A 23989-nucleotide genomic window follows, 5' to 3' on the forward strand; every position below is an offset into this window, starting at 1 on the left:
CCCCGTGGTGGCGGACGCCACCCCTCAGCGGGCCTCAGCGAGCGCGCAGCGACGTGGCGGCCACGGGCTCGTCGGAGCCGCACACGTAGACGTCCACGCCGCGGCGCCCGTCCTCGACCGGGCGCAGCACGACCAGGGCCGGCAGCCCCTCCCACGTCGCGTCGACGCGCTCGCCGTCGCCGACGTCGAGCCGGCACCGGGGGCTCGGTGTGTACATCCCCGCGGCGCCCTGTCGGGCGAGGGCGCGGACGGCAGGCCGCAGCGGCTCGCTGCTGCTCAGCGCGAGCGGAGCGGTGAAGGCGGAGCCCGAGCGCTGGCCCTCCGCTGCCTGCGGGCCGGGCGAGAGCTGGTCGGGGGAGGACTCGGTGCCCTGCCCGGCCGAGTCGCGGTCCTCGCTCGGTCCGACCTCGGCGGCGGACCCGCCACCGGCCGAGCGGTCGGCGGTGGAGGCCGCGTCGTCACCCCCGGACAGGGTGGTGGAGTCGAGGACCTGGGGGATCGCCACGCCGAGCACGACGACGGCGGCCGCGGCCACCAGGCCACCGGTCAGGACGCGGCGCCGGCGGGCGGCGAGGGGTACGACGGGAGCGAGCGGCTCCGGCTCGGGCGCCCGGTGCTCGGCGACGCGGTCGGCCAGGAGGTCGGACAGGACGGCGTCGAGGCGCGCGACCACGTGCTCGGGGACCGGGTCGGTGTGCCGGGCCTCCGCGAGGCGCGCGCGGACGGCCGCCTCCTCGGCGGGGGACAGGGACGGGTCGTCCGGGGCGGTCATCGACTCACCTCCTCGAGGCTGGGAACGGGCGGGCTGGATCGGACGGGACGCGCGGCACGGGTCAGTGACCGGCAGCCGGTGGCCCGCGGGGTGCGCCGGTGGATGGGACGGCGGCCCCCGGCGGCGGGTTCCCCGGGTAGTCCGGGGGTGGCGGAGGTCTCAGGGCACCGAGGAGGGGCGCGAGCCGGGCCCGACCCCGTGAGCAGCGCGACTTGATGGTGCCCTCGGCGCAGTCGAGGATCGCGGCCGCCTCGGACACGGAGTAGCCCTCCATGTCGACCAGCACGAGCGCCGCGCGCTGGTCCGCCGGCAGGGTGGCGAGCGCCTCCAGCACCGTCCGGCGGCGCTCGTCGGCCAGGGCGCTGGCCTCGGGGTCGTCGCCCGCGTCGGTCGAGGCGACCAGCGCTCCGCGCCCGGCCCGCTCCTCCAGGTCGTCGGGGAGCGCGTCGGCGGCGCGGACCTTGGACGCCCGGATCCGGTCGAGGCACGCGTTGACCACGACCCGGTGCAGCCAGGTGGTCACCGCCGCCTCGCCCCGGAACGAGCCGGCCCTGCGGAACGCCGCGACCATGCCGTCCTGGAGGCCGTCGGCGGCGTCGTCGGGGTTGCCCATGGTGCGCAGGGCCACCGCCCAGAGCCGGTCGCGGTGCCGGGCGAAGAGCACGCCGAACGCCTCGGCGTCCCCCGCCACGTGCGCGGCCAGCAGGTCGGTGTCCGCCCGGTCGTCGGCCCCGCCGTACGCAGGGGTCACCCGCCCACCACGACCTCGGAGACGGTGCCGCGGTAGGAGCCGTCGAGCTGGGGGAGGGCGGTGAGCCAGACGGTGACGTAGCGCCCCGAGACGGCCTCGTCGAGCTCGACGCTCAACGAGCCGCTGCCGGTGGCGCTCCCCACGGGTGTCAGGTCGCCGACGCCCGTGGGCGACTGCCCGGTGACGTAGATCGACAGCGACGTCGGGCCGCCGAGGGTGGCGACGTCGACCTGGCGCACGCCGCGGGTGCGCCCGAGGTCCAGGACCAGGCCGACACCGGTCTTGAGGCCGGCGGGACCGAGCTGCTGGTTGTAGCTCGAGGTGTACCAGGACGTGGCGGCGTTGCCGTCGAGCACGAGCGGGACGCGCTCGGAGTTCTCCACCCGGCCGTCGGTGCCCTGCGGGTCGAAGTCCCGGGCCGTCACGTCGGGGAACGGGGTCGGGGGCGCCGTGGTCACCGGTGAGCTCGGGGACTCGGACGTCGACTCCTCGCCGTCGGGACGCCCGAGCTGGTACGCCGCGAGGGCGGCCATCGCGACGAGCAGGCACAGGCCGATGAGCAGGGCGAGGCGGATCGAGCCGCGGCCCGGCACCGGGTCGTCGATCCCCGTGCCGGTGTCGTACGACGACCACGAGCCCGACCCGGTGTGGTGCGCGCCGTGCGACCCGGTCGACGTCCCGCCCGAGGTCGCCTCCCACGGCCAGTAGCCGCTGGACGCGGACCCGGCGCCCTCCCGGGGCCGCCGCGCGGGCTGTCCCTCAGGCGGCTCGGGGGCGAAGAGCGGCTTGGCGGGGCGCTCCTCGAACGGCGGCGGGGGCGGCGGCGGGTCGCTGCGGGCGGCGACCCAGCCGACGTCGTCGCGCTCGTCGTCGAAGACGGGCATCCCGGCCTGGGTCGGCTGCTCGACGGGGGTCGCGGGCGCCGGGTCGGTGGGAGCAGGCTCGTCGGGGGCGGTGATCCCGGCGGCCTCGGCCCGCTCGACCGCGGGCACGGTCGGCACCACCCGGGTCGCCTCGGTCGCGGGCGGCGCCCACGGCACGGTCGTCTGGTCCTGGGAGGGCTCGCGCAGGCCCGCGGCGTCGCCGACGTAGTCCCGCAGGACCTCGGCGATCACCGCGGCGGAGATTCCCGACTCCCCGGAGCGCCCGTCGTTGAGGACCTGGTCGCACAGGGCGTCGAGGGCGCGGGGGATTCCGGCGCGGACCCGGCGCGGGCGCAGCACGGCGCCGTGGTCGGTCGGGGCGTCGGGCAGCTGGGAGGACGAGACACCGGCCCACTTGCCGGTGAGGGCGGCGTACAGCAGCCCGGCCACGTCCACCAGGTCGGCGGAGCGCCGTCCGGGCGGCAGGCCGTGGAGGGCGGCGTCGACGCCGAAGCCGATGATGCGGACCTGCCCGTGGTGGTCGAGCAGGACGTTCTCGGGGACCATCCGCCCGTGGGCCAGGCCGGCCTCGTGGGCCAGGGCCAGGCTGTCGGCCACCTCGGAGACGATCCAGGCCGCGCGCCGCGGCGGCAGCGGTCCGTCGTTGGCCAGGACGACGTCGAGCGAGGTGCCCTGGCCCCACTCGTTGACGACGTAGCAGAGGTCGTCGAGCTGCTCGGCGTCCAGGACGCGCAGCAGCCGGGGGTCGGCGTGCGGGGCGACGTTGCGGGCGGCCTCGAGCAGGCCGTCGGCGCGGGAGTCGTGACGGGCGATGAGGTGGACGGCCACGTGGCGGTGCAGCACCGCGTCGTGGGCGCGCCAGAAGCGCCCGCCCTCGCTCTCCGTGAGCAGGTCGTCGAGGCGGTATCGCGACGCCAGGACCTCGCCGGCGTGGATCGAGTCAGGCATCACTCACCTCGCTCCCGCGGGTCCCGGCCGGGCTGGACGACCACATCGTAGGACTCACCGCCGGCCCACCCGGCTGGCCACGCTGTCGACGAGCGCGGTGACCTCGCGGATGCGCATCAGGTGAGCCGCACCGAGCAGGACGAGGCACCCCGCGAGCCCGGCCAGCCCGCCGCGCAGCAGCGAGAGCAGGATCCCGGGCTCCTCGCCCAGTCCCGCCAGGGCCTGCTCGACACCCCACGCGGCCAGCGCCGCGCCGGCGCAGGCGATGACCATCCTGATGAGGAAGCGCACGAGTGCGGGGGTCCCGAGGCCGCCCAGCGTGCGGCGCAGGACGGTGTAGCTGATGGCCGAGCCCACGACGTACGAGGCCAGCCAGGCCAGCACGAGGGCGGGCGCGGTCTGGTCGGCGGTGGCCCGTCCGACCAGCACCACCGCCGCGACGATGTTGGTGGCCGAGATGGCGCACTGGATGAAGAACACGAGCCGGGTCTGCTCGAGGGCGTAGAAGCCGCGCAGCATCATGTAGTGGACGGTGAAGAAGACCAGCGCCGGTCCGAAGACCGCCAGCGTGGGGGCGAAGGCGGCCGGGTCGCCCGCGCCGGCGTCGAAGAGCACCCCGGCCATGTCGCCGGCCAGGATCGGCACCAGGGCCGCGAAGGGGAGCACCACGACGAGTGCGGTGCGCAGCGTGGAGCCCAGGGTGCTGCCCATGTCCGCCAGGCGCGCGTCGGTGGCGTAGCCGGAGAGTCGCGGCAGGATGGCCGTGGTGAGCGAGACCGTGATGATGGCGTGCGGGACCATCATGATCAGGAAGCTGCTGGCGTAGACCGTGTTGCCGGTGCCGCCGCCGTTGACCGTGCCGCTCGATGCCAGCCGGGTCACGACGAGGTAGGCGAGCTGGTTGACCACGACGAAGAGCACGGTCCACACGCCGAGGCGCGCGGTGTGGCCCAGCCCGGTGCCGCGGAAGTCGAAGCGCGGGCGGTAGCGGAAGCCGGCCCGGCGCAGGTAGGGCAGCAGGATGAGGAACTGCACGACGATGCCGAGGGTGGATCCGAGGCCGAGCACCAGCTCCTGTGCGTTGCTGTAGCCGCCCACCTGCTCGGCGGCCGTCGGCTTGCCCCACACGACGAGGTAGAGGCTGAGCACCGTGATGGCGATGAGGTTGTTGGCGATGGGCGCCCACATCATCGGGCCGAACTTCTGCCGCGCGTTGAGCACCTGGCCCACCAGCACGAACATCCCGTAGAAGAACACCTGCGGCAGGCACAGGCGGGTGAAGGCGATCGCCGAGTCGAGCTGGGCCGTGCGGTCGGGCCGGTAGTACCCGTCCGACAGGTAGACCTTCACCAGCCAGGGCGCTGCCAGCACCAGGACCACGGTCACCACGGCCAGGAAGATCGCGGACAGCGTGATGATCCGCGCCGCATAGGCCTCGCCGCCGTCCGGGTCGTTCTTCATCGTGCGCACCAGCTGGGGGACCAGCACCGCGTTGAAGACGCCGCCCGCGACGAGGATGTAGACGGCGTTGGGGATGGTGTTGGCGATGGTGAAGATGTCGGCGTGCAGGGCCTGGCCCAGCGCCGCGATGATCAGCAGGGTGCGGAAGTAGCCGCTGAAGCGGGACAGGATCGTCCCGCTCGCCATCACGGCGGTCGCGGAGAGCAGTCGGGTGTCGCTCACGTGGCGCCCTCGGGCTCGGTGCGGTCGGGCTCGCCGAGGGCGGCACCACGGTCGGTGCCGCCGTCCGGGTCGGTGTCGGGGTCGGTGTCGTCGGGGTCCGGGGCGCCGCGCCGGGCGCGGACCTGGCGGAAGAGCCGCACCGCGATCGTGCTGAAGAGCAGGACCGCGCCGAAGACCAGGATGTACCAGATGATCGCGCTGACCTGGGCGGCGCGGACGGGCAGGGACGCCGAGCCGCCGAGGGGGGTGCCGCCCTGGTCGGTCACCACCAGGCGCACCTGGTGGACCCCGAGGCGGGAGGCCTTCACGTCGAGCAGCAACCGCGAGCGGGCCCCGGGCGCGAGGTTCAGCACGTCCGACTCGGCCACCTCGAGGGAGCCGTCCGAGTCACTGCCCACCATGACGGTGACGGGCTGGTCGAGGCCGTTGACCACCGTGGCCCCGAGGGTGCCGTCCTCGCTGGAGAGCGTCACCGACGACGGCGTCACCACGTCGATGCTGGCGAGCTGGGCGTCGAGGTGCGCGGCGGCTGCGCGCGCGGACAGGACGGCCGCGCCCTGGCGGTCGCGCTGGCGGACCGAGAGGGTGGTCAGCGACTCGTCGGTGGCCTGCTGGCGCACCAGGTTGGGGCTGGACAGGACGCCCGCCATCACGGAGGCCTTGCGGCGCAGGCCCTCGGCCGCGGTGAAGCTCGACGCCCCCAGCTCTGTGGCTGCGTCCTCCTCGGTGTAGCTGAGGTCGGCGGCGCTGAGGGACGAGGCGGGGCGGCTGGTGATGTCGGACAGCGGCACCGGGCGCAGCCACGAGACGTCGAGGGCGTCGAAGAGGTCGGAGGAGTCCTGGGGGAACCAGTCGTCCGGCAGCTCGAGGACCACCGGCGCGGTCGACCCGGCGTACAGGCGCAGGGCCGCCTCGCTCAACAGCCGCTGGCGCAGCGCGAGCGGGTCGTCGGCGGCGGTCGGGCCGGGACCGCCGGCGGCCGCTCCCGACGAGGTGACGACCACCTTGTGGCCGAGCAGGCGCACCATCGAGTTCTCCGCGTCGGGCGGGCCCGCGAACGACGTCTCGCCGAGCAGCACCGTGCCGTCGGGGGTGGCTGCCCGGAGGGCCTCGGGGCTGATGAGGCCGTCCGGCGGTGCCAGCGTCGGCGTGTGCGCGATGCCGAGCGCGGTCATCACCTCGTTGCTGCGGCTCAGGGCGAGGGGGTAGGTGTCCGGGTCGTGCGCGGCGGCGGCCGAGACGTCGAGGTCGCCGTAGGGCAGGGAGAGCACCGTGTGACCGGTGACCAGCGCCGCGAAGCGGTCCAGCCAGGCCTGCGCCAGCGCGGCGACGGCCTCCTTGTCGCCGGAGAGGGGCTCGTCCGGGGCGGCGGGCGGGCCGAGCGGGGCACCCGCGAGGTCGGGCGTCTGCGGCTGTTCCCCGGAGCCGGCGTCCTCGGCCGCGCCCTCCTCACCGCCTTCCTCGGGCACCTGGGCGGGGTCGGGAGCCAGGCTGCGGCGGGGGTTGCCGGCGGCGAGGCGGGAGACCGTCGCGAGGACCGCCGGGTCGACGAGCCAGGTGATCTGGGTGTTGCCGGACGACTCGCCGGCGTCGAGGAGCGCGTCGAGGCGACCGCCGTCGGCCAGCGAGGTGCTCCAGCGGCGTACGCCGGACACACGACCGCCGGCGGTGTGCCGGACCTGCTCGCGGATCGGCACCACGACCGCGGTGTCGATGACGTCGTCGGTGCGGGCGACGTAGGGGATGAAGGTGCGGGCCCGACCGTCGGCGAACACGTCGCGCGGGACCGAGGAGTCGCCGATGGCGTGCACCCCGATCCAGTAGGCGCCGGGCTCGACGATGCCGAGCTGGTCGCGCGGCACGGTGATCTCGAACCCGGCGGTCTGCCCGGGCTGGAGCAGGTCCACGGTGTCGAAGGAGCCGGGCTCGACGATCCGGTCCCCGACGTACTCCGCCGGGTCGATCGTCGCGGACGCCGCCAGGGAGATGCCGTCGAGGATCGGCGTGGTGGACCGGAAGGCGTAGAGGTTGACGCCCGTCCAGGCCTCGGCGCTCTGGTTGGTGACCGTGCCGGTGAGGCGCACCGGTCGGTCGTTGTCGCTCAGCGCGGCCGGCGTGAGGGAGTCGAGGTGCACGATCAGGGGGTCGGCCTCGGCTCGTGCGGGCGCGACGGTCGAACCGGCGAGGGCCGGTGCGGTGGCGACGAGGGGGGCGCCGACCAGGGTGGCCGCGAGGGCGAGGGCCCAGCGGCGCCGGGAGCGTCCAGAGGCGGTGCGACGCGACCGGATCCGGCGTCCCCGGCCCGGCAGGGCAGGCAGGGACGAGGACGGGCGTGGCACGCACCGACTCTAACGGCGGCGGGGTCGCCCCGGCGGAGGACTCGGCGGTGCCGGGCACGGCGGCTCGATCGCCTAGAGTGGGCGCCCGTGCCTGACGCTCCGCTGCCCCCGCTCCAGATCGTCGACGTGCAGCGTCGGGTGGGCGCCGAGCTGGACCGGATCGGCCCCGTCCTCGACGAGCTGGGCGCCCGGTTCGCCGGCGCGGGCGAGGAGCTCGCCCTGGTCGGCGGGCCCGTGCGGGACGCGATGCTAGGCCGGCTCCAGAACGACCTGGACTTCACCACCTCGGCCCATCCCGACGTGACCGAGCGGCTGCTCAAGGGCTGGGCGGACGCGATCTGGGACATGGGCCGCGCGTTCGGCACCATCGGCTGCCGCAAGGGGCCCTGGCAGGTCGAGATCACGACGTACCGGGCCGAGACCTACGACCCCTCCTCCCGCAAGCCCGACGTGGAGTACGGCGACTCGCTGGCCGGCGACCTCGGCCGCCGGGACTTCACCGTCAACGCGATGGCGGTGCGCCTGCCGGGCCGCGAGGTCGAGGACCTGCACGGCGGGGTGGTCGACCTCGCGCAGCGGGTGCTGCGCACGCCGGGCACCCCGGAGGACTCCTTCTCCGACGACCCGCTGCGCATGATGCGCGCGGCCCGCTTCGCCGCCCAGCTCGGTTTCACGGTCGCGCCCGAGGTGGTCGCGGCGATGACCGCGATGGCCGGGCGGATCGAGATCATCTCCGCCGAGCGGGTGCGCGACGAGCTCGTCAAGCTGGTCTGCGCGCCGTACCCGCGTCTCGGGCTCACCCTGCTGGTGGAGACCGGGCTGGCGGCGCACGTGCTGCCCGAGCTGCCCGCGCTGGCCCTCGAGCGCGACGAGCACCACCGGCACAAGGACGTCTACGAGCACACCCTGACGGTGCTGGAGCAGTCGATCGACCTCGAGCACCGCCTCGGGGGCGGGCCCGACTTCGTGGCCCGCTTCGCGGCGCTGATGCACGACGTGGGCAAGCCGCGCACCCGGCGCTTCGAGTCCGGCGGGTTGGTGACGTTCCACCACCACGACGTGGTCGGCGCCAAGATGACCCGCAAGCGGATGCGGGCGCTGCGCTTCTCCAACCACGACATCGACGCGGTGAGCACCCTGGTCGAGCTGCACCTGCGCTTCCACGGCTACGGCTCGGGGGAGTGGACCGACTCGGCCGTGCGCCGCTACGTGCGCGACGCCGGCGACCAGCTCGAGCGGCTGCACATCCTCACCCGGGCCGACTGCACGACCCGCAACCAGCGCAAGGCCGACCGGTTGCGGCGTACCTACGACTCGCTCGAGGAGCGCATCGCCCGGCTCTCGGAGCAGGAGGAGCTCGCCTCCATCCGTCCCGACCTCGACGGCAACGAGATCATGGAGGTCCTCGGCCTCGGGCCGGGGCGCGAGGTGGGCGAGGCCTACCGCTTCCTGCTCGAGCTGCGCATGGACGAGGGCAGCCTCGGCGCGGACGAGGCGCGGGCCCGCCTCCTGGAGTGGTGGGCGCGCCGCTAGCCTCCCGCCATGAGCCTGACCCGTGGAGTCACCCGAGACGTCGAGTCGCTGATCGAGGAGTCCGTGGAGGTGGCTGCCGACCCGGCGCGGGTCTGGTCGCTGGTCTCCGACCTGCCGCGGCTGGCCGAGTGGAGCCCCCAGGTCGTGCGGTCGTTCGTGCGGACGGGCCGTCCGATCCAGCTCGGCACCCGGTTGCTCAACGTCAACCGGCGGGGCCTGCTCGTGTGGCCGACGCAGTCGAAGGTCGTGCGGTTCGAGCCGCACCGGGAGATCGCGTTCCGGGTCAAGGACAACTACACCGTGTGGTCCTTCACCCTGGAGCCGACCGCCACCGGCACCCGCGTGGTGCACCGCCGGGAGGCCCCCGACGGGATCTCGGCCATCTCCGACCGGCTCACCCGACGCGTGCTCGGCGGCGTGCCGTCCTTCCAGGCCGAGCTGCGTGACGGCATGCGCGCCACGCTGGCCGGCCTCACGGCTGCCGCCGAGGGCTGACACCGGTCCGGTCCCGCTCCGGGCGACGCAACTGGCGGCGGACGACGGGGATCGGGTCCCCTGGGATGTCGTCTGCCGCCAGGTGCGCGGAGCGGGCGTCGTACGCCGCCAGTTGTCGCTGTCGAGCCTGTGTCTCAGGGCATCGTGCTCAGGGCACCATGAACGCGAACGACTGGTCGGTCAGCGCCGAGGTGCTGCCCGCGATGTTGAAGTAGCGGGTGTAGACCGTGAACGAGCCCGACGCGTTGCAGGTCGGGTCCCCGGACGAGTTGAGCTCGACGTTGGAGATGGTCCCGCCACCGGTGGTCGAGTTGCCGGTGTAGTCCGCGGTCACGAGCAGCACCGCGTTGGCGCTCACCACGTTGGTGGCCCGGACGCAGTAGACGCCCGTCCCGACGCGGCTGACGGCGACGTTGCCGGACGAGCGCGTGAGGGCGCCGTTGCCCTCGACGCGACCCCAGCCGCGGGCGCTGCCGGCCGGTCCCTGCGGCCCCTGCGGGCCGGTCGCCCCCGTGGCGCCGGTCGGTCCCCGTGCTCCGGTCGGTCCCTGGGCCCCCGTCGCCCCGGTGGCTCCTGTCTTGCCGGTCTTGCCCTTGAGCTGCTTGACGACCGAGGGCTTGATCTGGCTCTTCGAGGTGATGATGTACTTGCCGGCCGCCATGGCCGTGCCGCCGCCGACGAGCAGGGCGGCGAGGACGATCGCGATGATCGCCACGCTGTTCGGGAATCTCTTCATGCTGCTGCCTCCTGGTGGTGGGCCGCAGCGGTTCCCCCGGTGCGGCGTGTGCACCCGGTCAGACCCGCCCGTCCGGGCGTTGATACGGCGGGGCCGGATGCGGCCGGACCGGTCTGGACCGGCAGGTCTGGACCGGCGGCTGTGCCGGGCGTCGTACGACGACCCGGTCCCGGGCAGCACGACGAGGCGGCCCGCACACCCCCCGGGTGCGGGCCGCCTCGTCGACGCTGTCGCCCCCCGTGCCGACAGCGTCACCCCCTGCTCAGTGGTGCGTCCACCGACCGGAGCTGCCGGAAGGGGGCGTGACTGGACCGTCCCCCTGGACGCGACCCTGCCCGCGCCCCCTCCCGGTGGGCCGCTCGGGCCCCCGCGGACCGAACGCCCCCGTGGCACCGGTCCCGCCTCCGAGGAGCCGACCGGCGAGCAACGTCGCCACGACGGCCGGGACCAGATCGAGATCCGTGTGCTGGCGCATGGTGCGTCCTTCCGTTCGGCTCCTGGGCCGCGAACCCCCCGGTGCGGCCTGTGCACCCGGTCAGAGCGGCGTACGACGTCGCTGATACGCCCGGCCGCCACTGGTCTGGACCACGGCGCGGCAAGCGGCGACGCCCGGAGAAGGACACCCGGAGACGCAGACAGCCCCGGCCGGGGGCCGGGGCTGTCGGGTGGTGCTGGTGGAACGGGGTGGAGCGAGGGTCACTCGCCGGCGATGAACTTCTCCAGCTCGGCGCGACCCAGGTCGTCCGGCATCTGCACCGGCGGGGACTTCATGAGGTAGGTCGAGGCCGGGATGATCGGCCCGCCGACGCCACGGTCCATGGCGATCTTCGCGGCGCGCACGGCGTCGATGATGATGCCGGCCGAGTTGGGCGAGTCCCAGACCTCGAGCTTGTACTCCAGGTTGAGCGGGACGTCACCGAAGGCGCGACCCTCGAGGCGGACGTAGGCCCACTTGCGGTCGTCGAGCCACGCGACGTAGTCCGAGGGACCGATGTGGACGTTGCGGTCGCTGATCTTGTCGGCGAGCTCGCCCTTGAGGTTGGACGTCACGGCCTGGGTCTTGGAGACCTTCTTGGACTCCAGGCGCTCACGCTCGAGCATGTTCTTGAAGTCCATGTTGCCGCCGACGTTGAGCTGGTAGGTGCGGTCCAGCGCGACGCCGCGGTCCTCGAACAGCTTGGCCATCACGCGGTGCGTGATGGTGGCGCCGACCTGCGACTTGATGTCGTCGCCCACGATCGGGACGCCGGCGTCCTCGAACTTCTTGGCCCACTCGGGGTCCGAGGCGATGAAGACGGGCAGGGCGTTGACGAAGCCGACACCGGCGTCGATGGCGCACTGCGCGTAGAACTTGTCGGCCTCCTCGGAGCCCACCGGGAGGTAGGAGACGAGGACGTCGACGTTGTTGTCCTTGAGGACCTGGACGACGTCGACCGCCTCGGCGGGGGACTCGTCGATGGTCATCCGGTAGTACTTGCCGAGACCGTCGAGGGTCGGGCCGCGCTGGACCTCGACACCGAGGGTCGGCACGTCGGCGATCTTGATCGTGTTGTTCTCGGAGGCGTTGATGGCCTCGGAGAGGTCCTTGCCGACCTTCTTGTCGTCGACGTCGAACGCGGCGACGAACTCGACGTCACCGACGTGGTACTCGCCGAACTTGACGTGCATGAGCCCGGGGACGGTGGCCTGCGGGTCGGCGTCCCGGTAGTACTCCACGCCCTGGATGAGGGAAGTGGCGCAGTTGCCGACTCCCGCGATTGCTACTCGTACCGAACCCATGGGGCTCTCCTTGTCTGGCTGTGTGCCTACTGGTCTGTGCTGGTGACTGACGTGCTGCTGATCTGTCCGGGTGTCTCCCCGCGCTCGGCCCGGATGAGGTCCGAGAGCCAGCGCACCTCGCGCTCGACCGACTCGACCCCGTGCCGCTGGAGCTCCGCGGCGTAGCGGTCGACCTCGGCCTGGGTGCGCTCGAGGTCCTGCTGGACGCGGGCGAGACGCTCCTGGAGGCGGGTACGACGTCCCTCGAGGACGCGCAGCCGGATCTCCATGTCGGTGGAGGAGAAGAACGCGAAGCGGATGTCGAAGGTGTCGTCCTCCCACGCCGTGGGCCCGACCTCCGACATCAACCGGGAGAACTCCTCGGTGCCCGCCGCGGTGACCTGGTAGACGATCCGCGGCCGCCTGGTCATCGGGGTGGTGGTGCTGAGCTCCTCGATGAGGCCCGTCCGCAACATCTTCTTCAGGGCGGGGTAGAGCGACCCGTAGGACAGCAACCGGCCCCAGCCCAGCATCAGGTTGAGGCGCTTGCGGAGCTCGTAGCCGTGCATGGGTGCCTCGTGCAGCAGTCCGAGGACTGCGAGCTCGATGGTCTCTCCGCGACGTGCCACGAGACCTATCGTACCGATATATCCGAAGGGCGCCATTCACCACGGTCGTGGTCTGCGCCACGCAGTGCTGCCCCGGTCGGCCGTGGGGTGGGCACGCACCTGCGGGTGGGGGTCGTGCGCGAGGACGGCGCCCACCCACCCCGGTGGCCGTACCCTTGCCGCCGTGAGTGCGAAGCGCAGAGCAAACGGTCCGGCGGTCAAGCGTCGACCCACCAAGCCCCGCAGGACCGCCGGGCAGCGGGCCCGCAGCATCCTCAAGAAGCTGCTGCTGGTGGGACTGGTCGTGGGACTGCTCGGGGCGATCGCCCTCTTCGTCCTCTACAAGGCGATCTCGATCCCGGCGCCCAACGAGGCCTTCAAGGCGCAGACGACCTTCGTCTACTACAGCGGGGGCAAGCAGGAGCTCGGCACCTTCTACGACGACCAGAACCGCGTCTCCATCCCGCTGAAGGAGATGCCGCAGCAGATGCAGGACGCGGTGGTCGCCGCGGAGAACCAGACGTTCTGGACCGACCAGGGCATCGACCCCAAGGGCATCGTGCGCGCCGCGTTCTCCAACGCCCGCGGCAACGACCGCCAAGGCGCGTCGACGATCACCCAGCAGTACGTCAAGATCCTCTACCTCTCCAGCGAGCAGAGCTACCAGCGCAAGATCAAGGAAGCCGTCGTCTCGCTGAAGATCCAGAACGAGCTGAGCAAGGCCGAGATCCTCGAGGGCTACCTCAACACCATCTACTTCGGTCGCGGCGCGTACGGCATCCAGGCGGCCGCGCAGGCGTTCTTCGACAAGGACGCCGCGCAGCTCAACCTGCGCGAGAGCGCGGTGCTCGCCACGGTCCTCAACAACCCGTCGCGCTACGACCCCGACGGGGGCAAGGAAGCGCGCCAGGCGCTCAAGGAGCGCTACACCTACGTCCTCAAGGCCATGGTCGACACCGAGGCGATCACCGCCGAGCAGGCGGAGAAGGCGGTCAAGCGGCTGCCCGAGTTCCCCGAGATCGCGGTGCAGAGCCAGTACGGCGGCCAGCGCGGCCACATGCTGGCGCTGGTCAAGAAGGAGCTGCTCGCCAGCGGCGAGTTCAGCGAGGAGGAGATCGACGGTGGCGGCCTGCGGATCACCACCACCTTCACCCCGGAGGCGATGAAGGCCGCCGCCGAGGGCGTCATCGAGCAGCGCCCCGAGGGATTCGGCGACAAGGAGCTGCACGTCGGCGCCGCCACGGTCGAGGTCGGCACCGGCGCGCTGCGCGGGTTCTACGGCGGCCAGGACTACCTCGACTCGCAGATCAACTGGGCCGCGACCGGTGGCATGGCCGGGTCGACGATCAAGCCGCTCACCATCGCCGCGGCGATCCAGGACGGCTTCGAGATCACCGACAGCTTCGAGGGCAACTCGCCCTACGAGTTCCCCGACGGCACCGAGGTCCGCAACGAGGGCACCGGCTCCGACGGCCTGGGCAACGACTACGGCGAGTCCGTGTCCCTCGTGGAGGCCGCCGAGGAGTCGATCAACACCGCCTTCGTGGACATGTCCGCCTCGATGACCGACGGCCCGCAGCAGATCTACGACATGGCGCGCGACCTCGGCATCCCGGGCAACGACCCCTCCCGGCAGTACCCCGGCATCCCGAACCGCTCGACCGACTTCCTGCCCGACGACACCCTGATCACGCTCGGCAAGGGCCGCGTCAGCCCCATCAACATGGCCAACGCCTACGCCTCCATCGCCAGCGGCGGCGAGCGGGCCGACGTGCACGTCGTCGAGAAGGTCGTCGACAGCAACGGCGAGGTCCGCTACTCCCGCAAGAACTCCACCCGCACGGCGGTCGACGAGGACATCGCGGCCGACACGTCGTACGCCATGCAGCAGATCGTGCAGAACGGCACCGGGCAGGCCGCGCTGGCGCTGGGCCGCCCGGCGGCCGGCAAGACCGGCACCGCGACGAACGACAAGGACCAGGTCTCCTCGGCCTGGTTCGCCGGCTACACCCCGCAGCTGGCCACCGCGGTGATGTACGTGCGTGGCGACGGGGACAACCAGCTCGACGGCTGGCTGCCGTCGTACTTCGGTGCCGTCTACCCGGCCCAGACCTGGACCGCGATCATGGAGCGGGCCATGGACGGCATGGACGTCGAGGAGTTCCCGCCGCCCGCGTACGTCGAGGGCGACGCGCCGTCGGAGGGCCACGAGCCCTACGTCCCGCCGGCCACGACCAGCACGCCGACGCCGACCCCGACGACCCCGACGAAGAAGCCGAGCCGGACGCCGACGGTGCAGACCCAGGAGCCGTCGCCGACCGAGACGCCCACCGAGACGCCGACCGAGACGGTCACCCCCACGCCGACCCCGACCCCGACGCCGACCCCGACGCCCACGCCGACGGTGCCGGCGCCGACCACGCCGACCGAGACGGTGCCGCCCCCGTCCGCACCGACGACGGCGAGCCCGACGGTGGCGCCGTCGCGCACGACGTTCGCCTCGCCGACCCGGCGGCGCCTGGCCTCCTGGCGTCCGTGAGGCACCGCCGTCGGACGCGGCCGACGCGAGTCGGGTGACGTGGTGGGGGACCGGGTTCACCCCAGCCGCGACGACGCGCTCGTCCGCTCGCTGAGCGAGGTGGCGGGCGGGCCGCTGGGGGACCACGCCGGCCGGCACCCGTGGTGGACGCCGCTGCGGGTGGTGCTGCTGCTGGCGGCGGTCGCGCTGTCGCTGGGCATGGTCGCCAAGGCACCGTGCCTCGACGTCGCCGGCGAGGGCGGGACCGGTCGCTACGCCGCGCTCTGCTGGTCGGACGTCTCGCAGGCCTACGTCGACCGCGGCCACGCCGAGCTGGCCTGGCCGTTCACCGACGACGCCGGGGTGCGGGATCGGTACGCCCCGGGCTGGCAGCCCCCTGTGCCGGCGTACGTCGCGTGGGCCGCCGCGCGCGTCACCCACGTGCTGGCCGGCTCGCCCGACCTCGACGAGCGGCGCGCGATGTCCGTGGCGGACGTGGCCGCCGACGACGCGGTCCACCGCGAGGCCCGGATCTTCACCGCGGTCACCGCCGTGTGGCTCGCTGCGGCGGGACTGCTGGCGGCCGGGCTCCTCGTCGGCGTGCGCCGCCGCCGGCCGTGGGACGCCGCCGCCTTCGCGGCGGCTCCGGTGCTCGTGCTCCTGTGGCCGATCACGTGGGACCTGCTCGCGGCCGCCGCCGTCGCCGCGGTGCTGTGGGGCTGGGCGCGGGGCCGGCCGGGAGTGGCCGGGGCCGCGCTCGGGGTCGGCGCCGCGGTCTCGCCGCTCGTCGCCCTCCTGCTCGTGCCCCTGCTCGCGGTGGGGGTCCGGGACCGCCGGTCCGCGCAGGCGTGGCGGGTCGCGGCGGTCGCGGCGGTCACCTGGCTGGTGGTCGACCTGCCGGCGTACGTGTCGTCACCGGCGGCCTGGGAGGCGTCCTGGCAGGGCTACCTGCACGGCGTCGACGTGGGCTCGGTGTGGTTGCTGGTCCAGCAGGCCGGCAACGTGGCTCCCTCGCGGACGACCGTGGTGGTCGTCTCGGGCCTGCTGGTGGCGGCGTGGTTGCTGGTCGTCGCCGTCGTCGGTCTCCGCACCCGCCTCTCGCTGGCGGCCCTCGGCACCCTCGCCGTGGCCGGCACGCTGGTCGTGAGCCCGGCGGCCGCGCCGTCGTACGCCCTGGTCCTGCTGCCGCTCGCGGCGCTGGGGGTGCCGCGCTGGCGCGACCTGCTGGTGTGGCAGGCCGGCGAGCTGGCGCACTTCGCCCTGCTGGGGTGGTACCTGGGCGGGCTGCTCGCCCCGGCCGGGGGCGGGGACGCCCGCGCCTACTGGTGGGGGATGGTGGCCCGGCTGCTCGGCCTGGCGTGGCTGGTCGCGGCCGTGCTCATCCGCGCCGGGTCCGCCGACGGGTCAGCCGACGACGACGTCGTCGAAGTCGGTCGCGGTGAAGCGGACCCGGACGTCGATGTCCTCGCCGATGGCCGGCACGCGCGCGCCTGACGGCACGAAGAGCATCGAGGCCTGCATGTGCGGCGGCTCGGCGAAGAGCCGCTGCTTGCCGTCGATGGAGAAGGGCGAGCGCACGAAGCCGGCGGCGTCCATGCCGCCGCGGGCGAGGGTGGCCGCCCGGGCCCGGATCGACTGCTCGCCGCTGGGGGCCTCGAGGCCGATCCCGTGCGCGGTGCCGCCGCTGACCACGAGCAGGTGGCCGCTCGTCGGCATCGAGCGGCCGCGGTAGCCGAACGCCTCACCGCGATCGAGCGGGTGGACGTCGAGGACCGTCGAGGTGACCGTGAGCGCCCCGCGGTCGCCGAGCCACAGGTCGGTGCCGATGCGCGGGCGGAAGCTGAAGTCGGGGTACGTCGAGCGCAGCCGGACCAGCTCGTCGCGGGTGAGGTGGCTGACGAAGACGGTGCGGGTCGCGATGCCGGCCGCGACCGCGTCGTTGACGAGCCGGGTCACCTCGCCGAGGTGGGAGGCGTTGTTGAGCGGCAGGTGCAGGGCCAGGCCCCGGAGCCCCGGCAGGCGTCGATCGGCGACGACCTCGGCGGCCTCCGCCAGCTCTCGCCGGGTCATGCCGTGGCGGCGCATCGAGGTGAGCTGCTCCAGCACGAAGCGGGCCCCCGGGTCGCGGTCGGTGAGGTCGCGCAGGTCCTGGACCCGGCTGATCGTGTGGACGACGCGGTGGTCGGTCGCCTCGGGCACCTCGACGGCGCCGCCGACCGGTCGCCACGGCGTGAGGACCAGCAGGTCGCCGGCGTAGCGGCTCGCGGCCTGCGCCAGCTCGCGGTAGGTGCCGACCGCCATCAGGTCGACCGGGGTGCCGGTCTGCTCGGCGTGCTCGTGCAGCCACTGCACGCGGCGGGCCAGCCGGCCGATGGTGAAGCCGTAGCCGTTGCCCTTGGCGACCGGCACGATGCCGGGATGGCCGGCTGCGGTGGCGAGCAGGTGCGCGCGCCAGCGCGGGCCGTCGACGGTGAGGCGCAGGCTCATCCGAGGCCCCCGCAGGGGCGCGAGCGCAGCGAGCGGCCTGGTGGGGTGGTGCTCATCCGCTGCGCCGCTTCATGTAGAGGTCGAACGCCTTGTAGAGCGGCTTGTTGAGCGGGAGGTCCCACTCGCCGACGTACTCGACGGCCTCGCCACCCGTGCCGACCTTGAACTGGATGAGTCCCACGTGGGAGTCGTCGGCGTCGAGCGTGTCGGTGATGCCCCGCAGGTCGTAGACCTCGGCCCCGGCGGCCATCGCGTCGCTGATCATCGCCCACTGGACGGCGTTGGAGCCGCGGACGTCGCGCTTCTCCGTGGAGCTGGCGCCGTAGGAGTACCAGGCGTGGGTGCCGACGCCGATCGCGATGGTGCTGGCGACGAGGTCGCCCTCGTGGCGCGCGGTCCACAGCGTGATGCGCCCGTCCGCCTCGGCCGACAGTGCGTCGTACATGGTCTCGAAGTAGCGCAGCCCGCGCGGGGTGAAGTGGTCGCGCTCGGCGGTGTGGACGTAGAGGTCGTGGAAGGCCTTGAGGTCCTCGCGGCCGCCCTTCTCGACCACGACGCCCTGCTTGGTGGCCTTCTTGATGTTGCGGCGCCACAGCTGGTTCATGCCGGCGAGGACCTCGTCCTCGGTGCGCGGCGTCCCGTCGTCGTGGGTGAGCGGGATGACGAAGTTGTACTGCGGCTGGCCGGCCGCGAAGCCACCCTCGACGGCCTGGGGTCGCCAGCCGAGCTCGTGGAGCTGGGCCACGACCGCGGCGCCGGCCTGCGACCGCTCGAGCGGGGGTACGTCGCTCAGCCGGCGCACGCCCTCGTCGGCGATGCCGTCCTTGACCTGCGCGGCGCTCCACCGGCGGGTGACGACCGGCGGACCCATCCGGACGCCGAAGGCGCCCCGGCTCGAGAGGTGGGTGGTCATCGGCGCGAGCCAGGAGCCGAGGTCCTGCATCACCTCGGGTCCGGACCAGTCGAGGACCGGGCCCTCGGGGAGGTAGGCGAGGTAGCGCTTGAGACGCGGGAGCTGGCGGTAGAGCACCAGCGCGACACCGACGAGGGTGTCGCCGCGGTGCCAGCCGATGGACTCGGCGCGCCACTCGGGCTTGACCTGCGCCCAGCCCGGCGTCTGCAGGAAGCTCGCGCTCGGCTGGGCGGCGACGTACGCGGCGTGCTCGGCGGTCGTGATGGCCCGGACGGTGAGGGGGGTCTGAGTCGTCACCCGGGAGAGGCTACAGGGGCTCCCGGGGCCGGAAATGGCGCAGGGACCAGACAAGACCCCCGTACTTGTCCGATCCCTGCACACCCCTAGACGCGACAGGACGCCGGTTGGTTGCGCTGACCGGGCAACTTTCTTCCCAGCGCGCGAAGAAGGGTGCGGATCAGTCCCGCCCGGCGCCGCGGGACGGGGTCACGTCGAGCACGTCGGGTGCCGCCAGGCCGGCCCCGGCGCTGGCGCGCGCCACGGCCTCCCGCACGGCGGGCACGGCGTCGCGCGGGACCAGGGCCACCACGGCACCGCCGAAGCCGCCACCGGTCATCCGGGCACCCAGGGCCCCGCCGGCCAGCGCGGCCTCGACCGCGCGGTCGACGACCGGCACCGAGTTCTCGAAGTCGTCGCGCATCGAGGCGTGCGAGGCGGTCATCAGCGGCCCGAGGGCGGCCAGGTCGCCCCGGCGGGCCAGGTCCACGCACTCCAGGACGCGGTGGTTCTCGGTGAGGACGTGCCGCGCCCGACGACGGGTCTCGTCGTCGGTGAGCGTCGCCAGCGCCGCGTCGACGTCCGCCACCTCGCGCAACGAGGCCACCCCGAGCGCGGCGGCGGCCCGTTCGCAGGCCTCGCGCCGCGACGCGTAGCCACCGTCGGTGAGCACGTGCGGCGCGTGCGGGTCGATGACGAGCAGGGTGAGGCCCGCGGCGTCCAGGTCGCACGGGACGGCCTCGACCGTGCGGTCGCGGGCGTCGAAGAAGCTGAGGTGGTCGGCGCTGGAGCGCAGGATGGCGGTCTGGTCGAGCAGCCCGGTGGGGGCGCCGACGTAGTCGTTCTCGGCGCGCTGGACGAGCAGCGCGAGCTCGTCGCGCGGCACCTCCTCGCCGGCGAGGCCGAGCAGCGCCAGCGCGACCGCGCACTCCAGGGAGTGGCTGGAGGAGAGGCCCCCGCCGCGGGGGACCTCGCTGGAGATCACCAGGTCTGCCCCGGCGAGCGGGGCCCCGAGCCGCTCCCCGAGGACCCAGGCGATCCCGGCGACGTACGCCGCCCAGCCGGAGACGTCGCCCGGTGTCGTGCCGGTCGCGAAGTCGGCGGGCTCGAGGTCCCCGGACGTGGCGGTGATACGGCCGTCGGTGCGCGGGCTGGCGACGACCGTGGTGCGCTGGGGCAGCGCGAAGGGCAGGGCGAAGCCGTCGTTGTAGTCGGTGTGGTCGCCGATGAGGTTGACCCGGCCGGGGGCCGACCAGGTCTGGGAGCCGTCGCTGCTCGTGGTCGAGGCCATCACACGCGCTCGCGCAGCCAGGCGATGTCGTCGGTGTGCTCGGCCGCGCCGCCCGGGGTCTCCAGGCAGACCGGGGCGCCGGCGTCGCGGATCACCGCGGCGAGCAGGTCGGGGTCGATGCGACCCGCGCCGAGGTTGGTGTGGCGGTCGGCGCCGGAGTCGAAGGCGTCGCGGCTGTCGTTGCAGTGCACCAGGTCGATGCGGCCGGTGATCGCCTTCACGTCGGCGACGACGGTCTCCAGCGCGTTGCCGCCGGCGTGGGCGTGGCAGGTGTCGAGGCAGAAACCGACCCGGTCGGCCTGCTCGGCACTGCCGATCGCGTCCCAGACGCGGGCGATCCGCTCGAGGTGGCGGGCCATCGCGTTGTCGCCGCCGGCGGTGTTCTCGATGAGCAGGGGGAGCTTGAGGTCGGTGGCCTCGATGGCCTTGCGCCAGTTGTCGAACCCCTTCTCGGGGTCGTCGTCCTTGTTGACGTGGCCGCCGTGGACGATCAGGCCCCGGGCGCCGATCTCGGCGGCGGCGTCGACGTGCTGCTGGAGGAGCTTGCGGCTCGGGATCCGGATCCGGTTGTTGGTGGTGGCGACGTTGACGATGTACGGCGCGTGGACGTACAGGTCGACCCCCGCCTGCTCGGCGGCCTCCCGCAGCGCCGCGGCCCCTCCGGCGTACCGGACCTCGGGTCCCTTGTAGGACTGCGGGTCACCGAGGAAGAACTGCACGAGCGGCGCCTGCCGGGCCTGTGCCTCGGCGATCGGGTCGGTCTGGTCGACGTGCGCGCCGATGCGGATGCTCATGGCCCTCAGGCTAGCCGTGGGCAGGGACGGCGCGACGGGCCGCGCGGCTCGTCAGGTGAGCACGCAGGCGACCACGACCACGCACGCGACGAGGACCCCGAGGCAGGCGGCGACCCCTGCCCAGCCCGCCCGGTCGACGCTGTCCAGGGACCGGGTACGCCGGGTGGCCGGCAGGGGCGCCAGGCGGTCGGTCACCACCGGGCCGGGCTCGGAGGCGATGTCGAGGCGGCGGAGCAGCCGCAGCGCGGCCTCCGCGGAGGCCAGCCGCTGCGCGGGGTCGACCACGAGCAGCCGCTCCAGGAGCGGGCGCAGGCGGTTCGAGCCGATCGCGCCCTGGCGGCACGGGGGCAGGCCGGTGAGGAGCTGGAGGCCGACGCGGCCGACGGCGTACAGGTCCTGGCACGGGTCCGGCGGCGCCCCGCGGGCCTGCTCGGGGGGCATGTAGCCGTCGGTGCCGATCGCTCCGGGGACGGTGGTGAAGCGTCGGTCGGCGATCGGCGCGGCCACCCCGAAGTCGCCGAGGCGCAGGTGGGGGTCGCCCGACCCGGTGGCGTCGAGGAGCAGGTTGGCCGGCTTGACGTCGCGGTGCACCAGCCCGGCGGCGTGCACGGCGGCCAGGCCCATCAGCAGCTGCTCGAGCAACCGGGCGGCGTACCCCACCGGGAGCGCGCCGTGCTCGTCGAGCTGCTGCTGCACGGAGCCGCCGGACACGAGGTCCATGGCGAGGAGCACGAGGTCGTCCTCCGCGGCCCAGCCGGTGGGGGCGACGACGTGCGGGTGCCGCACCCGGACCGCCTGCTCGCGGACGAAGCGCGCCAGCAGGCTCGCGGAGTGCTGCCCGAGCACCTTGACCGCGACGACCTCGCCGGTGCGGGTGTCGCGCGCGCGCCACACCGAGCCCATGCCGCCGGCGCCGATCTGGTCGAGCAGGGCGTAGCGGCCGGCGACCGGGGCGGTCCGGGCGGCCCGGTCGACGACGGAGTGGCTGCGCAGGAGCACGACGACGACGCTAGCGACGTACGCCGGGACGCGCCGTCCCCTGTCCACAGGATCAGCCCACAGGCTCAGCCCACAGGCCTCCCGGGGCGGGTGCGCAGGGATTGCCCGGCGACGCCCGGCCGCTGCTAGCCTTGCCTGTCGCCCCCTATCGGTTGGGGGCATCCTCCTGCCACGGATCGTCCGTGGCCGCATGAGTCCGAAGGAGGTAGACACGCATGACGCGTGCCTACGAAGTGATGGTGATCCTCGACCCCAGTCTCGAGGAGCGCACCATCGAGCCGTCTCTCGACAAGTACCTCAACGTCATCCGCAAGGACGGCGGGTCGGTCGACAAGGTCGACGTGTGGGGCCGACGCCGCCTGGCCTACGAGATCAAGAAGAACGCCGAGGGCATCTACGCGGTGATCTCGCTGCAGGCCGAGCCTGCGACCGTCAAGGAGTTCGACCGCCAGCTCACGCTGAACGAGTCGATCCTGCGCACCAAGGTCCTCCGCCCCACGCTCTGAGCGTGGGTTTGTGGAAAACCCCGTCCTGATGTCGGTGGCCTCGGCAACGATGGCCCTCGACCTCAACATCGTGATCTTTAGGGAGTCCTGACATGGCAGGCGAGACCGTCATCACCGTCGTCGGCAACCTCGTCGACGATCCGGAGCTGCGCTTCACCCCCTCGGGTGCGGCCGTGGCCAACTTCCGGATCGCCTCGACGCCGCGCACCTTCGACCGCCAGAGCAACGAGTGGAAGGACGGCGACGCGCTGTTCCTCTCCTGCTCGGTCTGGCGCCAGGCCGCGGAGAACGTCGCCGAGTCCCTGCAGCGCGGCATGCGTGTCGTGGTGCAGGGCCGTCTCAAGTCGCGTCAGTACGAGACCCGCGAGGGTGAGAAGCGCACCGTCTTCGAGATCGAGGTCGAGGAGGTCGGTCCGTCGCTCAAGTACGCGACGGCCAAGATCTCCAAGACCACCCGCTCCGGCTCCGGCGGGGGCGGCGGTTTCGGTGGCGGCGGCGCCAGCTCGTCCGGCGGGGACGACCCGTGGGCCACGCCCGCCCCCCAGGGCGGCGGGTCCGGCGGTGGCTTCGGCGGCGGCCAGCCCGCGCAGTCCGGTGGCGGCTACGGCGGCCAGCAGGGCGGCGGCGGGTACGGCGGCGGCCAGGGCGGCCAGGGCGGTGGCCAGCCGGCCAACGACCCGTGGGGCGCCCCGGGTGTCGGCGGCTCCGACGAGCCCCCGTTCTGATCCCTCCAGATCACACAGCACAGCACCACCTCCCCGAACACCCCTCAACCATTCCGGGCCAGTAACCAACCTGGTCCGGGCTTCTAGAAAGGAAGCACCACAATGGCCAAGGCAGTGATTCGCAAGCCGAAGAAGAAGGTTTGCCAGTTCTGCAAGGAGAAGGCGACCGGTGTCGACTACAAGGACACCACCCTGCTCCGCAAGTTCATCTCCGACCGCGGCAAGATCCGTGCGCGTCGCGTGACCGGCAACTGCGTCCAGCACCAGCGCGACGTGGCCATCGCCGTCAAGAACGCTCGCGAGGTCGCCCTGCTGCCCTACACGTCCACCGGACGCTGAGGAAGGGGAGAGACATGAAGCTCATCCTGACGCAGGAAGTCGACGGCCTCGGCGCCCCCGGCGACGTGGTCGAGGTCAAGGACGGCTACGGCCGCAACTACCTCGTGCCCCGTGGCCTCGGCATCCGCTGGACCCGTGGCGGCGAGAAGACCGTTGAGTCGATCAAGACGGCCCGCACGGCTCGCGCCGCGCGCGACGCCGACCACGCCAAGGAGATCAAGACCAAGCTCGAGGCCAACGCGGTCGCGGTCAAGGTCCGCTCCGGCGCCGGCGGCCGCCTCTTCGGCGCCGTCACCACCGCGGAGATCGCCGACGCGATCACCGAGGTCTCCGGTGCCCCGGTCGACCGCCGCACCATCGTGGTCGCCCAGCCCATCAAGGCGCTCGGTGCCCACGAGGTCTCGGTCAAGCTGCACGACGAGGTGTCGGCCACGGTCGCCCTCAACGTGATCCCGGCCTGACCCACGCACCACCTGCGCGGCCCGCTCCCTCACGGGGGCGGGCCGTGCTGCATTCTCCGTGGTGCGCCGCCCTTGCGGGAGCCCTTGCGGGAGCCCTTGCGGGAGGGTCCCCGCCTGAGCGGGGACTCCGTCACCTGGAGGGCGTTGCAACGGTGACACGGTGTCGGACTCGC

The 23989-nt window shown here is 73.3% G+C and carries 21 protein-coding genes; 8 read left to right on the forward strand and 13 right to left on the reverse strand.

Going from position 1 to position 23989, the window contains the following annotated elements; all coding sequences use genetic code 11:
* Positions 1 to 34 precede the first annotated feature (34 nt).
* The 5 genes from ASG94_RS09905 to ASG94_RS09925 all read right to left on the reverse strand — a co-directional run bounded on the left by ASG94_RS09905 (position 35) and on the right by ASG94_RS09925 (position 7377).
* Positions 35 to 772, reverse strand: a complete 738-nt coding sequence (locus ASG94_RS09905; protein ID WP_056926071.1) for a hypothetical protein — start codon at positions 770 to 772, stop codon at positions 35 to 37.
* Positions 773 to 833: 61 nt separating this feature from the next.
* Positions 834 to 1523 carry an RNA polymerase sigma factor SigM gene (gene sigM / locus ASG94_RS09910; RefSeq protein WP_056926072.1) on the reverse strand — a complete coding sequence of 230 codons (690 nt, stop codon included), beginning with the start codon at positions 1521 to 1523 and terminating at the stop codon, positions 834 to 836.
* Positions 1520 to 3355 carry a protein kinase family protein gene (locus tag ASG94_RS09915; RefSeq protein WP_056926073.1) on the reverse strand — a complete coding sequence of 612 codons (1836 nt, stop codon included), beginning with the start codon at positions 3353 to 3355 and terminating at the stop codon, positions 1520 to 1522. Before ASG94_RS09915 ends, sigM begins: the two co-directional genes overlap by 4 nt.
* Before the next feature lie 54 nt (positions 3356 to 3409).
* Positions 3410 to 5038 (reverse strand): murein biosynthesis integral membrane protein MurJ, encoded by a 1629-nt coding sequence (gene murJ, locus ASG94_RS09920; protein ID WP_235537193.1) that lies wholly within the window; start codon positions 5036 to 5038, stop codon positions 3410 to 3412.
* Entirely contained in the window at positions 5035 to 7377 is a 2343-nt protein-coding gene (locus ASG94_RS09925; RefSeq protein ID WP_056926074.1) for a DUF6049 family protein, read from the reverse strand. Before ASG94_RS09925 ends, murJ begins: the two co-directional genes overlap by 4 nt.
* A gap of 117 nt (positions 7378 to 7494) precedes the next feature.
* Here ASG94_RS09925 and ASG94_RS09930 point away from each other — a divergent pair, with 117 nt between their 5' ends.
* Positions 7495 to 8910 carry a CCA tRNA nucleotidyltransferase gene (locus tag ASG94_RS09930; RefSeq protein WP_442938483.1) on the forward strand — a complete coding sequence of 472 codons (1416 nt, stop codon included), beginning with the start codon at positions 7495 to 7497 and terminating at the stop codon, positions 8908 to 8910.
* Positions 8911 to 8919: 9 nt separating this feature from the next.
* A complete protein-coding gene (locus tag ASG94_RS09935) occupies positions 8920 to 9405 on the forward strand; it encodes an SRPBCC family protein (protein ID WP_056926076.1) in 486 nt (161 codons plus the stop codon).
* Positions 9406 to 9553: 148 nt separating this feature from the next.
* On the opposite strand, the gene ASG94_RS22540 is transcribed toward ASG94_RS09935, so the two are convergent.
* From ASG94_RS22540 to ASG94_RS09950, 3 genes are all read right to left on the reverse strand, one after another.
* A complete protein-coding gene (locus ASG94_RS22540) occupies positions 9554 to 10141 on the reverse strand; it encodes a collagen-like protein (protein WP_200958092.1) in 588 nt (195 codons plus the stop codon).
* Positions 10142 to 10837: 696 nt separating this feature from the next.
* Complete coding sequence (locus tag ASG94_RS09945; protein ID WP_056926078.1) at positions 10838 to 11920, reverse strand: inositol-3-phosphate synthase; 1083 nt, start codon at positions 11918 to 11920, stop codon at positions 10838 to 10840.
* 26 nt (positions 11921 to 11946) lie between these two features.
* Positions 11947 to 12528: a PadR family transcriptional regulator gene (locus tag ASG94_RS09950; RefSeq protein WP_056926079.1), complete on the reverse strand. Its 582-nt coding sequence runs from the start codon at positions 12526 to 12528 to the stop codon at positions 11947 to 11949.
* A 163-nt stretch (positions 12529 to 12691) separates the two neighbouring features.
* Between ASG94_RS09950 and ASG94_RS09955 the strand changes: the two genes are divergently transcribed.
* Entirely contained in the window at positions 12692 to 15046 is a 2355-nt protein-coding gene (locus ASG94_RS09955) for a transglycosylase domain-containing protein (protein ID WP_082624031.1), read from the forward strand.
* A gap of 42 nt (positions 15047 to 15088) precedes the next feature.
* On the forward strand, positions 15089 to 16519 hold the full coding sequence (locus tag ASG94_RS09960) for a hypothetical protein (RefSeq protein WP_156411496.1): 1431 nt from the start codon (positions 15089 to 15091) through the stop codon (positions 16517 to 16519).
* On the opposite strand, the gene ASG94_RS09965 is transcribed toward ASG94_RS09960, so the two are convergent.
* The 5 genes from ASG94_RS09965 to ASG94_RS09985 form a co-directional block, all read right to left on the reverse strand.
* Positions 16430 to 17512: an alanine racemase gene (locus ASG94_RS09965; RefSeq protein ID WP_056926081.1), complete on the reverse strand. Its 1083-nt coding sequence runs from the start codon at positions 17510 to 17512 to the stop codon at positions 16430 to 16432. The two genes, ASG94_RS09960 and ASG94_RS09965, sit on opposite strands and share 90 nt — an antisense overlap.
* A 52-nt stretch (positions 17513 to 17564) precedes the next feature.
* Positions 17565 to 18722, reverse strand: a complete 1158-nt coding sequence (locus ASG94_RS09970) for a lipid II:glycine glycyltransferase FemX (RefSeq protein ID WP_056926082.1) — start codon at positions 18720 to 18722, stop codon at positions 17565 to 17567.
* A 160-nt stretch (positions 18723 to 18882) separates the two neighbouring features.
* Positions 18883 to 19992, reverse strand: coding sequence for a galactokinase (gene galK, locus ASG94_RS09975; RefSeq protein WP_056926083.1), 1110 nt, complete (start codon positions 19990 to 19992; stop codon positions 18883 to 18885).
* Entirely contained in the window at positions 19992 to 20786 is a 795-nt protein-coding gene (locus ASG94_RS09980) for a deoxyribonuclease IV (protein ID WP_056926084.1), read from the reverse strand. Before ASG94_RS09980 ends, galK begins: the two co-directional genes overlap by 1 nt.
* A gap of 51 nt (positions 20787 to 20837) precedes the next feature.
* Entirely contained in the window at positions 20838 to 21785 is a 948-nt protein-coding gene (locus ASG94_RS09985; RefSeq protein WP_056926085.1) for a serine/threonine-protein kinase, read from the reverse strand.
* Between the two features lie 215 nt (positions 21786 to 22000).
* Here ASG94_RS09985 and rpsF point away from each other — a divergent pair, with 215 nt between their 5' ends.
* From rpsF to rplI, 4 genes are all read left to right on the forward strand, one after another.
* Positions 22001 to 22291, forward strand: coding sequence for a 30S ribosomal protein S6 (rpsF, locus tag ASG94_RS09990; protein WP_056926086.1), 291 nt, complete (start codon positions 22001 to 22003; stop codon positions 22289 to 22291).
* A 92-nt stretch (positions 22292 to 22383) separates the two neighbouring features.
* Positions 22384 to 23016 carry a single-stranded DNA-binding protein gene (locus ASG94_RS09995; protein WP_056926087.1) on the forward strand — a complete coding sequence of 211 codons (633 nt, stop codon included), beginning with the start codon at positions 22384 to 22386 and terminating at the stop codon, positions 23014 to 23016.
* Between the two features lie 102 nt (positions 23017 to 23118).
* Entirely contained in the window at positions 23119 to 23355 is a 237-nt protein-coding gene (gene rpsR, locus ASG94_RS10000; protein WP_017933521.1) for a 30S ribosomal protein S18, read from the forward strand.
* 14 nt (positions 23356 to 23369) lie between these two features.
* Positions 23370 to 23816: a 50S ribosomal protein L9 gene (rplI, locus tag ASG94_RS10005; RefSeq protein ID WP_056926088.1), complete on the forward strand. Its 447-nt coding sequence runs from the start codon at positions 23370 to 23372 to the stop codon at positions 23814 to 23816.
* The last annotated feature ends 173 nt before the right edge of the window (positions 23817 to 23989 follow it).

Source organism: Nocardioides sp. Soil805, assembly GCF_001429625.1.
In the GTDB taxonomy this organism is placed as follows: Bacteria; Actinomycetota; Actinomycetes; order Propionibacteriales; family Nocardioidaceae; genus Nocardioides.